This window comes from Vibrio tubiashii (assembly GCF_028551255.1).
Taxonomy (GTDB): Bacteria; Pseudomonadota; Gammaproteobacteria; order Enterobacterales; family Vibrionaceae; genus Vibrio; species Vibrio tubiashii_B.
In genome coordinates this window covers 269,736-287,278 of sequence record NZ_CP117031.1, presented here as the reverse complement: position 1 = coordinate 287,278, position 17,543 = coordinate 269,736, and the positions used below count along the sequence as shown (strand labels likewise).

Sequence of the window (17,543 nt, the reverse complement as noted above, 5' to 3'; positions counted from 1 at the left end):
TTCACTATATGAAAATACTACTATTGGGTGCGAATGGAAGAACAGGTCGGGAAATACTTGATCGTGCTTTGCTGGCTGGAGATTCAGTCACAGCGTTAGTTCGCTCCGAAGATAAACTGGCCGATATCGCCCATTCGCAGCTAAGTGTTCACGTGGGAGACGTTTGTGACTCAAATGATCTAAAAAAAATCATCGTAGGACATGACTTCGTTATTTCTACCTTAGGGCCACGACTCCCCACCAAAGCGGCCTGTACCGTCTACTCTGAGTCTGCTAAAGCTATAGTAGACGCTATGCAGGACTGCGGAGTGAATCGACTTTTAGTAACTTCTACTGCGTTGCTTTTTCCCACAAACAAATGGCTTGATCGAATCTTGCGCTTTGTTGCTAGGCATAATGTTCGGAATGCAAACCTTATGGAAGAGACGATCCGATCTTCTGGCCTTGAATGGACCATTGCACGAGTGGGTTTTCTAAATGACAAAGCCTCGATAGATTACCGACAAGCAGAAGGTTCATTACCTGAGGGAGGAAGAGCGATATCCCGAGCAGCATTGGCTAATTTTCTCTTATCTGAAGCAAAGCAATCTGTTCATGTTCATAACGTAGTCGGTATCTCTAATAAATAGATCAGGCAAGATAGTCCTTTCAGCGTGTCTATTCGCAGTACCATACATATTGCATAGGCCAAATGATGGTCTTAAAATCACAACGCACGCTTCTTCCTGAAAGCCCCAAAATGCCACCTCTGAAACGGTGGTATTTTATTTGGGATATAAAAAAGTATGGCAAGCTCAGTGACAAGATGTAACACCGAGTAATTACGTTGACACGCGAAGGAGCACAAACGTCATGTTGTAGAGGCAATTCGGATAACCTCAGCTACTGTAAGCCTCAAATCGCCGACAAAGTCATGGCGAATTGGATTCATCCAATACTTACAGAGCCTTAAATTTTTCGACCATACCCTTATCAATCTCCTTGATTAGATTAGGTGACAAGCCTAGGTGTTTGGCCTCATGACTAAACGAGCGTGTTGTTTCAAATATTTCCTCTGCCATCACCATGATCGCTTTCTTTGAAGACAACCCCGACTGAGCGGCTAGCTGGTCCATTGCGCTCTTTGGCGTCCGACCATTACCGCCAAATGCCGTCATATGCTCTTTGTAAGGGTTGGGGCTGTAAACGATGTCGTAGAACGGCGATAGCGTCCAATTATCGGCGTCACTGGCCAGAAAACTGAAGTTCTTACTGTGATCATCTTGGTTAACCGTTAGGTAGTTAAACATACAGCGCTTAATGAGCTTCTGAGACTCTGTGATGCTACACATGATGCGCGTAGCTTTAACTAAATCCACATAGTCCAAAGAAGGCTCTCGAAACGGCGCATCTAACAACCCACACGCAGAAATCATATGGATTCGCCCCCCCTGCTCTGTGCAATCAAATCGCTCCTGCTCTAGCCAAAACCGTCCATGACCCGCATCGATTAAATGGAAGTCAGGAACCTCTATGCCGACATTGCGGGCCATCTGCATGTAGCAATATTCGACGAGTGATTCAGAGTGCTTCAAGTCAAATTTTTCAGATGTCAGCTTTACGATAAGCTTTGTTCCCAGTGCGTCATCCAATGTTGAATATTGCCCATTCGCTAGACGCGTGACGTTCATTTTGGGTCTCGCGCCGCCCGACCCACCCGTATTCATCAAATGCTCAAGCAAAGCAGACTCTGTGCCTTCAAATTCTTCAATTGCGGCTCGCCCAAGGGTAATGATATCAATCGACTCCTTGGACTCATCCAATAAGTCCAATTCAGGCTCATAGCTCAACGCCCCCATGCATCTGTCACCGAGGTAAGCCAAACGCTCTAAGGCTGTCACTTCCTTTGGGTTATGACCGTTCTGTCTAAATACACGATCCATAAGATAAAGGCCCCAACCATCAGGGAGACTGTCCCCAAACACCCCATGAATGCCGTAATGCGGCTCTTTTGGTGCAACTTGCAGGCTTGTATCTGGCTTTAAGTTAAACGGAGCCAGAGAGGTGGAGTGCCCGCTTAAATACGCCTCATCAAATTGAAAGAAGCTTTGCTTACTGTTTTCAACAAGCTTGCCAACGAGTACCTTCTCACCTGTGCTAAGCGTTCGTTTTACGGTTAGGGCTGCCTTAAGCATGGCGAAGTACATCCTCAATTGATTTAAATTCCGGCTTAGACGACTTTGTCAGTTCTTTTACTTTTTTCAAGTCACCGACAGTCTCATACAGCATGAGGAACTGGCGCAATGAGATGTTGCCAGTTGACTCAAACTTTCTGATCGTCGCGTAAGGCACGCCAGAGAGGTCAGCCATTTTCTGAACACTGAGTTTATCGTTTTTCCGAGCAGACTTGATAAACTCTTTGAGTTCCATCTGCACATCATAAGCGGTATAAAGAGATAACATACACGCCTCTTAAATTGCTACTATAGTATTAATTTTATCACAAAAAACGGATTAATTGCTATTATTATGGCAATTTAAAGAGACGACCAATGGTTTCTTCATTGACACCTTTACAAGAATCGTCGCTGCGTCAGGCTAATATTGATACTATAGTAACAAATATATGAGAAATAGAGCCAGGTTTGTTATCATAGTAGCAGAAAATAAAACTGACGTTCTTCAGATATGGGCGTTCCCTGCACAAGAAGCAATCAATAACCAACCACAGACAAGATGATTGGGAGACGTCACGTTGGTCATCCGTCGGTGTGGCGCAGTTCAAGGGGCAAACAAGAGTGTGAATCAGTCACCGACTGCGACATAGAGCAGAGCTGTTGCAAATTCCTGCCGATTATCGAGGCGCCCTACCGAGCTCATGTTACTAGGGCTTCATGCATCTGCTCGTTGTTTCACCAGGGCATACCTTGCTTGACATTTTGGTCAACCAAAGAGCGGTAGTGGCATTAGATTGGATGGGGGAAAACAGGCTATCCATGCGCATCAAACGTCTACTCTAACGCCGCTTGGAACAAAAACGAGCTGGCGCAGAACTGGCACACGCATTCGGAGCGATTAGTTGTTCACAACGACTGCCAAAACGCTTTAACTATCAACCCCAAATTCGAAGTAGGTGCGCGATTTCTGGCTGACTCTAGCCATCGGGACAATATTTCTCCAAAAAAAACGGCGAGGCTTCGTGCCTCGCCGTTTGTGAATGCTGACCTTCTTTACGACAGTTTGAACGTTGCCACCTTGTCAGTCAGTTCTTGTGCTTGCCGTTTCAGCTTGATTGATTCTTGAGAGCTGTCTTGGGTATTAATAACAAGCTCATCAGCGACATCTTTGATAGAGACAATGTTTTGCGTGATCTCACCAGTGACGTGTGTCTGCTCTTCAGCTGCTGTCGCAATTTGCGTTGCCATATCACTGATCAACGAAACCGCTTCATGAATTTCGCCCAACGCCTTCGTTGCTTGGTCAGCATCTGAGACCGACGTGGTGGCCAAGTTAGAACTGCTATCCATTAAGCTTACCGCGCGCGTTGTAGTTTGTTGGAGCGTATCAATCGTTGCCTTGATCTCTTCGGTAGAGGCATGAGTGCGCTGTGATAGGACGCGAACTTCATCCGCCACCACGGCAAAACCGCGACCTTGCTCACCCGCACGTGCAGCTTCAATGGCCGCGTTGAGAGCCAGCAGGTTCGTTTGCTCTGCAATGCCTTGAATGGTTGAGAGGACCATTGAAATCTCTTGCGCGTGGCGATCCAACTCGCTAATAACGGAGCTCGCTTCTGAAAGCTCAGTGGCTAGGTTGTTAATGGATCCCTTAGTATGTTGAACTAAAGACTGTCCATCGTTCGTGCTCACCGTTGACCCCTGAGCTGCGTGGGCAGTTTGCTCTGCGTGAGAGGCGATTTCTCGCGTAGCACTTGCTAACTCCGTCACCGCGGTTGCGACCATCGTGATCTCTTGCTGTTGTTGATGGATCTCTGACACCGCGCTGTTCGAACGCTGCGTGTTGTTGTCGGACTGTTCATTGATGAGGTGCGCTTGCTCACGAATATGACCGATCAATTGTTGCAGGCTGCCCACAAAGATATTGAAATTGTGCGCCAAATGACCTACCTCGTCACCACTTTCCACTTCAATACGCTGAGTCAGGTCACCACTACCATTGGCTATCTGTTCTAATGCTTGAGACACGTTATTTAACGGTCTAAATAGGATGCTACACAATAGGTTGAACAGAAGAGTACACACCACCACAACAATAGCAGTTGCTAACACTTGCCCCCATACCGCATCAAACAAAGGCGCGACCAAGGAACCGTAGTTGATAATGGTCACTGTTGTGAGTGCTGTCCCATCAATTTGCTGAGCATACAGAACATACTCTTCCCCACCGATTAAAATCGACTCATCGTGACCACTACGTGCAGCGTTTTGAATCGTGTTAAAATCCAAACCTAGCTGACTAACGGATTGGTTGAGAAGCTTAGTATCCTTATGAGTAAAGATATTACCTTTCTCATTGGCAATGAACATGTAACCGTCACCCGGAAGGATCACTTTGTCCATGCTGTTTAGAATATCAGTGATCTCAACATCCGCCCCCAGTACCACTTGTTGACCATGTAGCGTGAGCGCCTTACCCAGTGAGACCACGTTGGCGCCAGTCGCGGCGGCAACGGTTGGGTTATCCATAAAGACTTTGCTAGGGTCTGCGACAGCATTGATGTACCAGCCCCACTGACGCGGATCATCATTCCCCGGTGGGAGCACAACACCATTCGCATTGTCTTGACTGCCATCTGGGTAGGCTAAGAATACATTGTCAAACGCCGCCGAGTGACGGACCTGTTGGAGATGCGTAACAATGGCGGCCTTATCGACATCTTGAGAAAGTGAAGTCAAGGCTCGCTCTTTTGATAGTAACCAGTCCGTTACGTATTGATTGTAAGAGGCTGTTGTACTCTCAAGGCGCTGTTCAACCTCTGCATCCATACGACTTAGGGAAGCGTTAAATGAAAGCGCTTCGACCAATAATCCCCCGATGATAATGGCCGCACTCGCTGATATCGCGAGTTTGTTTTTAAGTGATAGTTTCTTAAACATTGAAAACCTTATTATTGTGTCGTGTTCAGTTCTAAATGGAGCAAACGATAAAGTGGCGCAGATACAATTTCTCATCGTGAGTTAAATCATAATCGAAGTCTAGTTATTCAAAGTTGCAGAACTCAAATATTCACCACGACGTCACTAAATGCAGTCCAATTCATAGAATATATATGTTGTGCTATCGTAAAACCACCAATGGCCTTCACTCTACCTCCATGACAATTTTATCGATACGAGGCGTTGACTAAGTCTGCGCATGATCACTCATATGGTTAACCATTTTCATCCAGTTATATGCTCTGATACACGCAGCTGTATCTCCTTCTCGTTCTCAAATTTTTTCTTTAAAAATTATTTAATTAGCTAGCGAAACCCCTATCTGTGTATTTTACTTAAGAAAGTGCAACCAAGATTCACGGATGAAAAGATGGCTAACAAAAATAACGTCAAAATCAATAATAAAAATACACAAATAAAGAACAAGCAAAGTGATGAGAGAAAACAAAAGAAACTCAGACTGCATTCGCATCTCAAGGTTAACATTCCCCTTTTTCAATCTCTGATGTTGATCTTGCCATCACTGGCTAAGCGCGTAGACGCTTCTGAGGGTTCAGACAATCTTAGCGATGAAAAAGAACTAGCAACGACAAGCAGTATCACAAACAAAAACATCGTTGATCACCATGCAAAGACCACCTCTTTTGAGGCGACTCATCAAAGTAATCCAACAAATGAAAACCACACAAGCGCTCATTCAGATGTAAATCAGGCTCTCCATGAGACAAGCACTCATTTAGTCCCTTCCCATCACTTATCGACGCTTTCTCATCCACAAGTTCACTATATTCCGTCGGTCTCTATACCAACCATTTCAGCGGGAAGTAACGGTCAGCCAACTCATTCAAACACGCCCCCTACGCCAACTTTACCGGTTACCTTTATTCCAGAAGTAATAAAGGGGACATACGGAGAACTGCATGTCGATGTAAATGGACAATACACATTTGTATTAAACCCCAAATCGCCTCAATACATTCTGTTGAATCAGCACCAACAAGGGACTGATCATTTTGTGTTACATCTATCCAACGGCTCGAGCATCATTGTTCAAATACCGGTTACAGGTCAGCAAGACACGCCAAGTATTTCCGGAGACTTAACCGGCGTCGTCACCGAAGATCACAACATTGATTCACAAGGTTTGTTGCACGCAAATGGCAAAATTGATGTCATAGACCCAGATCAAGGCGAGAGTTCAGTGAAGCCTGATGTCATCCCTGGGACCTATGGGGTATTAACCATTGATGCTGACGGTCACTGGCAATATCAAGTTAATAACTCTCTTTCGAATGTTCAAGCGTTAACCGGGGCCACTTCACTGCATGAAAGTTTCACGATTTACACTAAAGACGGCACACCGCAAACAATCGATATGACGATCGGTGGCAACGATGACAATGCGGTCATTACCGGAGTAGACGCAGGCTCGGTCATAGAAGATCTAACAACACAAGTACAAGGCCAGCTTGCGGTAGCAGACCCAGACCTTGGAGAAGACCATTTTCAAGCTTCTCAGGTTAACAGCCATCTGGGCACATTTACCATCGCCAAAGACGGATCATGGACTTACGTTTTAGATAACACGAACCCAACCGTGCAAGCCTTGGGTAAAGGCTCGACGGCTACTGATACGATTGCCGTTCATTCGGCAGATGGTACGCCGCATCAAATCACAGTCACCATTAACGGCACCAATGACCGCCCTACTATCTCAGGTACCTCAAGTGGCGCAATCATCGAACAGGGCTTAAACACGGCAGGAAAACCAGATGCAACAGGCTCTCTAACAGCAACCGATTTAGATAAGTCCGACACCATTACGTGGGCAATCAACCAACCTCAAGGCCAATGGGGAACACTGTCTATCGATCCCCATGGTCATTGGCACTATCAGCTCGATAATTCAACCGGTAGTGCGGCGGATAAGCTCGCGGCTGGCGAGCATCAATCAGAATCCTTTTGGATCACCGCCACCGATTCAGCTGGAGCGACAGTCCCTCATAAAATTGTTATCGATGTGCAAGGTAGCAACGACAAACCAATCGTCAGTGCGTGGACTCAGCTCCCTGCGGGAATAGAAGATCAACCTGTAACCATAAAAGCTTCTGATTTACTAACGCACGCAAGCGATGTTGATAGTAGCGATGTGTTGCATGTGACGAATCTGCAAGCCACTCACGGACATCTGGTCGACAACAAAGACGGCACTTATACCTTCACGCCAGACAAAGATTTCAATGGTGAAATTCGACTCACCTATGATGTAGTTGACGGCCACGGTGGTAGCGTCAGTACTCAGGCTAAGTTCGATCTTACCGCCGCTCCCGATAACGCGATGATTACCGACGCACAAACCAATGCAGACTTAAGGGGAGTGACTGAAGATAGTGGGTATATAGACACCCACTATCAATTGCATTACGACGGCAAATTAAACATCCAAGATCCTGATGCGGGAGAGGCTCAGTTTGACCCGAATATTGGTCCGCAAACCTATCAAGGTATTGGCTACGACACCAAGCTCGGTGGGCACATACTGCTCATGCGCGACGGTCACTATACCTATACGCTCGACAACCGCAATATACAGAACTTAGCGCAAGGGGAAGTTAAACACGATTCAGCCGTTATACGCTCAGCAGATGGCACAACGCATACGATAGAGCTTACGGTTCATGGTACCAACGATGCCCCAACCATCAATGCACAGTCGCACTCTGTGACTGAAGGTGGAAGCGTGCTAAATGGACAAATGGTTGGCCACGATATTGATACAGGCGCAACACTCACGTATTCCATAGCTAACCCCGTTGATGGACTGACTTTTAATGTGGATGGTAGTTACAGTTTCGATCCATCGAATGCAAGCTATAACCACCTTCCTCAAGGTAAGTCTCATACTCTAACCATTCCTGTCACCGTTACGGATGAACATGGTGCAACCTCGACACAAAATCTAGAGATTGTCGTCACTGGCACCAATGACGCCGCCAAGGTATCAGGTGTCGATACGGGCAGCGTGCACGAAAACCAAGCTGGTCAGGATATGTCACCTGACTATGCGCAACCTGGTATGTCTAAAATCAGTCATGATGGACTTATGACAAGCGGTCAGTTATCCATTATCGACCCTGATTCTGGTGAAGCAGGATTTAATACTCAGGGCGGACTTTACTCTTATCATGGTCAGTATGGACACCTGTTACTTCGCGAGGACGGTCACTGGGACTATAAAGTTGCCGCAGGTCAGACTGACTGGCTAAGACAGGGCGCGAGCACCACCGTGGGAACAACCATAGACAAGTTAGGCGCGGGGGAAACGCTGACTGACACCATTACCATTCAAACCAAAGATGGCACCAGTCACGACATAATAATCACCATTCACGGTGACAACGATGCGCCTTATGTTTCTGGCGAAGTACAACTAAACTCTGGCAAAGAAGACCTGCCACAGATCATCACTCAGGCAGAGCTACTCGCTAACAGTATTGATGTTGATCACAACGATATCGGTCAATTAAATGTGGCTAACCTCTACGCAAATCATGGTTCTATTCTGGACAACAAAGACGGAACTTATACTTTCACCCCAGATAGAGACTACAACGGAAAAGTACACTTCACCTACGATGTGAAAGACGCGCATGGAGGTACCACCCACACTGGCGCAAGTACCACCCTCGTAGCGACCCCAGATAAAGCCATTATCTCTGAAGTAACCACAGGAAGTGTTATTGAGGATGGACCACATGCAACGCACAACAACGGCACCACGACTGAATTAGCTAACGGCCAACTTCAAGTCATCGACCCAGACAGCGGCGAAGATAAGTTCCAATACAGTCAATTTGGTGAGACTCGTCTTCACGATCCATTTGGTGGCATGCTTCGAATTGATAGCGCGGGTAATTGGGGATATAGCGTCGACAACGCGGCGCTTCAACATCTAGCGCAAGGGCAAGTTGAAACGGTTACCTATCGAGTACACAGCTTCGATGGTACTGCCTACGACTTAAATATTGATGTCGTCGGAACCAACGACACACCGACAGTTACCAAGGTAGTTCTAAGCAACGGCACGGAAGATACACACTATCAAATGCAGGCGAGTCAGTTCGGATTCACCGACGTCGATACAGGCGATACGCTGCACTCTATCGCGATCACTGATCTACCACCAGCGACTCAAGGTAAGTTTGTACTCGATGGACACGACATCACCGCAGGTCAGAGCATCACAGCCGCCGATATCACTAAGCTTCAGTTTGTCCCTACCCCAAACTTTAACGGTGATGTTCAATTCAAATTCACGGTGAATGATGGACATGTCGATTCACAAGAAGCAACCAACACTCTGCATATTGACGCCGTTAGCGATGCTGCGCAGTTCACTGGCCGCGATACGGGAGATGTTCATGAAGGACATACCTATACAGCGCCAGACGGTTCTATGTCTGGCGGCTACGTCGATGATCGTTCACCAGATCACATGCATGGAAACATCGGTAAAATATGGAACGATGAAATACACACTGATGGCCACTTGAACATCGTTGATCCAGACTCTGGTGAAAGCCATGCTCAAACGGGCACTTACCAAGGTACACACGGACATGTGATTCTCCAGAGTAACGGAGATTGGAGCTACTACGCTTCCATAGGTCAAGACGCGACGGGTAGAAAAATTGATCATCTGGGTCAAGGGGAATCAATAACAGATACCGTCACCATCAAATCGGCTGATGGTACCACTCACGACATTCATATCACCATTCATGGCGACAATGACCGCCCGTACTGCTCTTCAGAAGTTCAGCTCAACAGCGGAAAAGAAGATCTCGCACAAACCATCACCACAACTGAGTTGCTTGCAAATACTGTCGATGTGGATACTAACGATGCCGGGCACCTCTCTATCGCAAATCTGCATGCGGATCACGGCACTCTCGTCGACAACAAAGATGGTACATTTACCTTCACTCCAGACTATAATTTCAACGGTAAAGTGCATTTCACTTATGACGTCAAAGATGCTCATGGTGGCGTTACTCACACTGGCGCGTCTACCACGCTGTTACCGAGCAATGATGCTGCCACACTGCAGCCGACACTCGCCTCCAACTTTGTCACTGAAGAGCATCTAAAATCGGGGACAAGCACCAATGAGTTATGGTCAGGTTGGAAAAACCTCGATATTCAGGATATTGACTCGCCATCGGAAGCAAAAGTTACTCAAATAGAGGTCAATGGCGTTAAGCATACGGTACCAGCAAACTTCGCGATGAATCTTGCAGGTGTCCACGGTACCTTCAACTTCACTCATTCAACCGATGGCCACAACAAATGGAGCTACAGTGCGGATAATAGTCACGCTGAAGTTCAATCACTGAGTCATGGCGATTCACTGACTGATACGATCACTCTAATCACCGCAGATGGCACACGAATCCCGCTGACAGCCAAAATCTTAGGTACCGATGATCATGTGATCATCGATACGCCTGACGCATTAACGGCGGCATTAGGAACGGCCGTTGAGGACAAGGTAACCACTATTTCAGGCACCCTACTCGCGCACGATTCCGACAGTAAAGATTACGTCACCTTTACCGCAGGTAACTCTGTTGGCGCTTACGGTACGCTTCATGTGGATAGCAATGGGCAATGGCATTATGACCTAGACCACTCAAAGGCGAATACGCTACAACAAGGTGAGACCAAGGCAGAAGGTTTTGATATCACAGCGATATCGACTGACGGATCAACCGCAACTAAACATATTGAAGTGCTCGTTCAAGGGAGTAATGACAAAGCAACGATATCAGTCACCTCAAAACCTGATGTGTATGAAGATCGCTCTTCAACGCCTGTCGAGATCATATCAGGTAAACTGAGTGCCCTCGATCCTGACCACGACCAATCAGCCTTCTCAACGGATGTGGGCAAACGCCATGATCCATTTAACAGTGGCGTGCACGGTGGTCTTCACATTTCCAAAGATGGTTCTTGGACTTATACCGTTAACAACAGCCAAATTCAGCAATTGGCTGCTGGGCAAGAGGAGCATGTCCAATACAATGTGCATACTGTTGGCGGTGATTATCATGTCATCGATATTAAGATCGTAGGAACCAACGATATACCAACCGTATCGGCAACCACTCTTGTCCATGGCACGGAAGATACACACTATCAAATGCAGGTGAGTCAATTCGGTTTCACTGATGTCGACACTGGCGATACGCTGCACTCAATCGCGATCACTGACCTGCCGCCAGCGACTCAAGGTAAGTTTGTACTCGATGGAAACGATATCACTGCTGGTCAAAGTATCGCGACTGCCGATATCGCCAAACTCCAGTTTGTCCCAGCCACTGACTTTAATGGTGATGTTCAATTTAAATTCACGGTTAATGACGGACATGCTAGCTCTGCAGAAGCAACTAACACATTACATATCGACGCGGTTGGAGATGCTGCAACCATATCAGGTGTAGACACAGGTAGTGTCACCGAAGATAGAAATGTCCACCCTTCAGTACAAGGCAACTACTCTAATAAATTAGAAGCTCAGGGACACCTTACGGCCATCGACCCAGATGCGGGAGAATCAGGCTTTGATTACCACACGCTGATCAGCGCTCCCTCACACCCTAACTGGGCACCCTACCAGTCCGCACTTGGTGGTGAGTTAGAGATAGATCAACAAGGAAGATGGCACTATTACATCGACAACCGTAAGCCAGAAGTTCAAAGTCTAGGTGCAGGTGAAACGCTCACGGATACCGTCACTATCCAATCTAAAGATGGTACGCCACATGTGATTACTCTCACTATTAATGGCACCAATGATGACCCCGTTTTATCGGTAGCCCAAACCACTCCAACAACGGGCACGCTGACCGAAACTGATGTTGACGCGAACGACACTCATACCTTCTCTGTCGTCAATTCAACAGGTCAATTCGGTTCGCTATCGGTCGACCCAGATTCAGGCGCGTATGTGTATACAGCCAACGGTTCGGTTGCTGGGATGAGTTACAATGCGGCGACACACACATATCACGGCACCGATGTGTTTGAAGTCAAAGTGGCTGACAATCACGGTGGTGAGTCGTCAAAGTTCATCACCTTTGATGCCAACGGTCATGTTTCAGTTGTGCCAGGGCAATCACCGACGATTTCAACCTCTGTGCCTTCCAACCCACTGGTAACAAGCACGCAACCAAGTTTACCAGCAGGGACAAACACTCCGCCAAATAATGCAGTCACCGTCGATTTAGCGGCGTCTAGTGATACTGGTACTTCCGATACCGATAACCTCACGAAAGACAGCACACCGACAATCACCGGGCACACGGATATTCCTTACTCACAAGTCACCATCTATGATGGCTCTACACCTATTGGGCATGCGATGTCTGATGGCTCGGGACAATATAGTGTGGCGGTGAGCAGCTTATCGAATGGCGATCATAATCTTTCTGCCAAAGCCTTAGCGCCTTCTTCAGTTTTACCAGCAACATCATCCATTCTTTCATTGCATGTTGATACTGTAGTGGCACCGCTTCAAGTCTCATTAACCCACGATACAGGAAACAATTCATCTGATTTGATTACTAGCGATGGTTCATTGACTATCACTGGACAAGAGACAGGCGCAACCGTTGAATACTCGACCGACAACGGAAACACATGGACATCGAGTTTCACCCCGCAACAAGGCTCAAATACGGTTAGCGTGAGACAAACCGACGTTGCAGGAAATGTATCCGCGAGCAGTTCGTTAACCTTCACTCTAGATAATACCGCCACAGCACCAAGCGTTTCCCTTACCTCAGATTCAGGGCGTTCCTCTTCAGATAATATGACTAACGTTGGAGATCTGAGCATTGGCGGCATCGAGCAAGGCGCAACAGTAGAATATTCCACCGACAATGGTGTGCATTGGCGTACTCAGTTCACTCCAAATGAGGGTGTTAATAACGTTCAAGTGAGACAGACTGATGTGGCGGGTAACGTATCTCCTTCTACATCGCTCACCTACACCTTAGACACTCAAACCGACATACGAGTGAATTCCGCTCAGGTCGACCAACATGGTCAAGGCATGATGGTGCAAGTGTACTTACCTAAGGATTCAGAAGTCACGCTTCTCGAAATTACCAGTGACGGCGGTGGCGCGCCTCTGCTTGTCGACCTGAAAACGGTGCAGAGACAAGGGACGGGGACAAGTGTTAGTCACCCTGACCATCAATATCAAGAGTTTGTTGGCATAGACTTATCTTCGTTACCGGATGGTCATTTAACAATTCGAGTCGCAGGCACAGATGCTGCAGGCAATACCGTCACTGCTCAATCATCAGCAAGTTCGAATTATGTATTAGACACAGCCGCTAGCGTTAGCGATGATAGCAACACAGCCGTTGAAGACTCAACGACACCAGTCTCAGGCAACCTACTAAGCAACGATGCTGATGCGACTACTGTTACCACAACAGGTGACATTCAGGGTACTTACGGGACATTCCATTTAAGTTCAGACGGTCGTTACACTTACACCTTAAACAACCAACTGAGCGTAATTCAGCAGCTCGATTCTACCTCATCACCTCTCGTCGATAGTATCGCCTACACTGCGCGCGACAACCATGGCAACCAAGCGACAGCGCATCTTGCGATATCCATCCAAGGCACCGACGATAACCATGCTCCCGTCGTCACTGCCCATTCCGTTTCAACGGATGAGGATACAACTCATACTTTTTCTACCGCCGAATTTGGCTATACCGATCAAGATGGCGATGCCCTTCACTTCATCACCGTTGGCCAATTGCCTGCAAATGGTTTATTGCTTCTCAATGGCAAAGCGGTAACCACCAACCAGCAAATCAGTAAAGCTGACTTAGACGCCGGTCATTTGACCTTCACTCCAATCCACAACGAAAACGGTGCCAACTATGCGCACTTTACGTTTACTGCCAATGATGGCCAACAAGATTCAGCAAGTGCGACAATGACATTGAACGTCAATGCAGTGAATGACGCAGCTACATTTACAGGTGATGCAGGTAGTATTACCGAAGACACAAGCCTTCACCACAATGTGCATGTTACAGGAGCATCACCTATAACAAATGCCCTTGAATGTACTGGCCACCTAGTTGTATCTGATGTCGATGGTCAAGGGGAAGCGGCATTGGACCTCAATGGTCAACAATATCTAAATCATAATGGAAGCTATGGACATTTTATTGTTTCAAGCAATGGCACATGGGCTTATGTTGGAGACAATGACAATCAACAGGTCCAAGATCTCGATAATGGGCAGACACTCACAGACAGCGTTGAAGTAACCTCTAAGGATGGCACCAAACACTCTATTACAGTGACGATTAACGGTACGACCGATAAACCTGTATTACATAGCCTGAGTGATTCAGGCGTCCAACATAGTGGCCCAATTGAAGGCAATCTCCTATCTGGTATCGGCACTCATGAAGGCGCAAGTGGGGCAGCGACAGACACTGACTCCAATGCACACTTAGTGTTGCAAGATATCCAAGTCAAAGACCCTGTTTCAGGCTATGTAACGGTAACGCCTGGGCATCCACACACGATGGTGGGTATCGGGACATTGGCCATTGAAGCAAATGGTCACTATACCTTTACACCAGAGGCAGGGTTTACAGGGACGGTACCAAGCATGGTCTACCGTGTTGGAGATGATGGCGGCAACCCTAGAGGCGACTCTGCTCAAAACCGACTCACTATTGACGTGACACCACCAGCGCAACATGCCCCTACTGTGATTCCTCAATCCGTAAGCAGTGATGAGGATCAGGTTCATACCTTTACTACCGCAGAATTTGGCTACAGTGACGTAGACCAGGATGCTTTAGTTCATATCACTATCACCCAGTTACCCGCTCATGGCCTATTAATGTTGAATGGCGTAGTGGTGACCACTAATCAGCAAATATCGAAAGCAGATTTGGACGCTGGACATCTTACTTTCACGCCGGTTCATGATCAGAGTGGCATGAACTACGCCAATATTGAATTTACAGCAAATGACGGCCACCAAGATTCCGCAAGCGCGACAATGATTCTAAACGTCAATGCAGTGAATGACGATCCAACAGTGGGTTCCAACTTCAAGAGCTCTCCCGAAGATACGCCTTTGCGCTTCACTAAAGCCGATTTCAAATACTCCGATGTCGATGGTGATGCAATGAGTCATATCACCATCACTAATGTGGCACACGGAACCCTGAGTTTACATGGGCACAGCGTGAGTGTTGGCGATGACATCCCCGCTGCGGACATTTCTTCATTGGTCTTCACTCCAACACCAAACTACTCTAGCGCAGGTCTAAATGGATTAGGAGCCGTTCAGTTTACCGCCAACGATGGGCATGTAGACTCAAAAGAAGGCTCCATATTCATTAATGTCGCCCCTGTAAATGATCCTGCCACATTTAACGGTGATTCCACTGGTCAAGCTCTAGAAGATACGCATACCCAAATCACAGGCACATTAAATGTGACCGATCCTGATGGCACTCAAGGGTTTATTGAAGTCACCGGCGGAGCTGGGATTGTGGGAAGTAAAGGATACGGTCATGCCCACATCGACAGCAATGGGCACTGGACTTACAATCTCTACAACCACCACGCGCTTGTTCAGCAGTTAAAACAAGGACAAACTGAAACCGAGACGATCACTGTACAAGCCAAAGATGGTACAACTCACGATATTACTATCACAATTACCGGCACTAACGATGCTCCCACAGTATCAGAGCATTCCCCAGGTAGTAGCCACTCAGTAAGTGAAGACACTAACCCGAACGCTAGCGGACAGCTTGATATCAATGACGTTGATGGTGATGCTGTTAGTGTGACTGTAGACCCAAGCCATAATGCTCAATTTGGCCAGGTTCAATTGGATCCCCACACCAACACTTGGACCTATCACCTCAACAATAGCAACCCGAAAGTCGATGCTCTTAATGATGGAGAGACACTTCAAGACACCTTCACCTTGCTGGTTGATGATGGTCATGGTGGGCAGACAAGCCAACAAATCACGATGACGATAAATGGTCATACTGACCCTGTGCCTTATACACCACCAACCATTAGTGTCACTGTCGATACCAGAAATGCTCACCATGTGACGGCTGGTATTACCGCAAGCACCGTACAAGCTTATGCGCACTCTATTGGACAACATGCAACTATGGCTAGCGGTCATCATGAGATAAAGGGTCATGGACATAGCGATATCATCATCGTCCAAGGTCGACTCAACGAAGAGGCGGAACTGGAAGGCGGTAATGATATTCTTTATATCGGTGGAAGACTGACAGACAAAGAAATCGAGGGGGGGCATGGCAGCGACACCCTCATTTTAGGTGCCTACACCCGTAACAACGCGCCACGCTTACATGATCATGGAGAGAAGATAAGTGATGGACATGAAGAGATGGAATTGGAAGATATCGAAAACATCATTCTTGGAGATGGTACAGTACTGAAAGGTCACTTGCCACCGAACTTCCCTCTCGCCACCCACGATCACTATGAAGTGCCCGTAAATATCCAAGCCCATTTGTCTTCCAGTGATGAATCGGTTGCAGGTATTCGACTCACCCACCTACAACAAGGGCTAACCCTGCAAAGCAATGGGCATAACATTAACGTTAATGGGGATGGTAGTTACACTGTGCCAGCTAATGGGCATTTGGTTGTCATATCCGCACACCCCATCAGCAGCGGGCATCACTACTTCGAAACAGAGGTAACAACCCATAACTCAGTAACAGGTGTCACTGCCGTAACAACAGAGGATTTGCAGGGGCATATTCAGAGCCATGTCAACCCGCCACCACCACCACCGCCGCCTGTGCTGCACGATGAGCCAGATTTCTCACCGTTGGGCAACGTACAAGATTTGACGGTCACATTAGACGACTCGTTAGGTAAGGACGTCTCTTTAGATGCTCATACACCAGTGGGCGGTGAGCATCCTACCGGTTCTGCTGCCTACCTAGACGCACTGGGCATTACGCCTGCCCATACCAACACGGATTCCAATCAACAGGCTCCAGCTGACCTCGACATTGTGCTGGCACACGTCGATGATACCGTTAACTCAGTAACGAGTATCGAAGAAACGGATATCGATATGTCGGATGCGCATACTCACCACGTTCAACAGCAGGCGCATGACGATAAACACCTCCACAACGACATAGATGGACTGCCAGATCTCGACTCAAATAACTAGCCATTGATAGAAAAAAGGGAGCACGCAATGTGCTCCCTTTCTAGCGCTTGATACCCGTACTCATTTGAACAAAGCAACGTCTGTCA

5 protein-coding genes are annotated in these 17,543 nt (G+C 47.2%); 2 read left to right on the top strand and 3 right to left on the bottom strand.

Features of this window, described 5'->3' with window-relative positions; genetic code table 11:
• Positions 1–8: 8 nt before the first annotated feature.
• Positions 9–629: an NAD(P)-dependent oxidoreductase gene (locus LYZ37_RS24210; RefSeq protein ID WP_272788477.1), complete on the top strand. Its 621-nt coding sequence runs from the start codon at positions 9–11 to the stop codon at positions 627–629.
• 309 nt (positions 630–938) lie between these two features.
• Here the strand turns inward: LYZ37_RS24210 and LYZ37_RS24205 are convergent, their stop codons facing one another.
• From LYZ37_RS24205 to LYZ37_RS24195, 3 genes are all read right to left on the bottom strand, one after another.
• On the bottom strand, positions 939–2,174 hold the full coding sequence (locus LYZ37_RS24205) for a type II toxin-antitoxin system HipA family toxin (protein WP_171321772.1): 1,236 nt from the start codon (positions 2,172–2,174) through the stop codon (positions 939–941).
• Positions 2,167–2,442: a helix-turn-helix domain-containing protein gene (locus LYZ37_RS24200; protein ID WP_069669699.1), complete on the bottom strand. Its 276-nt coding sequence runs from the start codon at positions 2,440–2,442 to the stop codon at positions 2,167–2,169. The genes LYZ37_RS24205 and LYZ37_RS24200 overlap by 8 nt, the downstream gene beginning before the upstream one ends.
• Positions 2,443–3,209: 767 nt before the next feature.
• Positions 3,210–5,096, bottom strand: a complete 1,887-nt coding sequence (locus LYZ37_RS24195; protein ID WP_272788476.1) for a methyl-accepting chemotaxis protein — start codon at positions 5,094–5,096, stop codon at positions 3,210–3,212.
• 430 nt (positions 5,097–5,526) lie between these two features.
• Here LYZ37_RS24195 and LYZ37_RS24190 point away from each other — a divergent pair, with 430 nt between their 5' ends.
• Entirely contained in the window at positions 5,527–17,457 is an 11,931-nt protein-coding gene (locus tag LYZ37_RS24190; RefSeq protein ID WP_272788475.1) for a VCBS domain-containing protein, read from the top strand.
• Positions 17,458–17,543 lie beyond the last annotated feature (86 nt).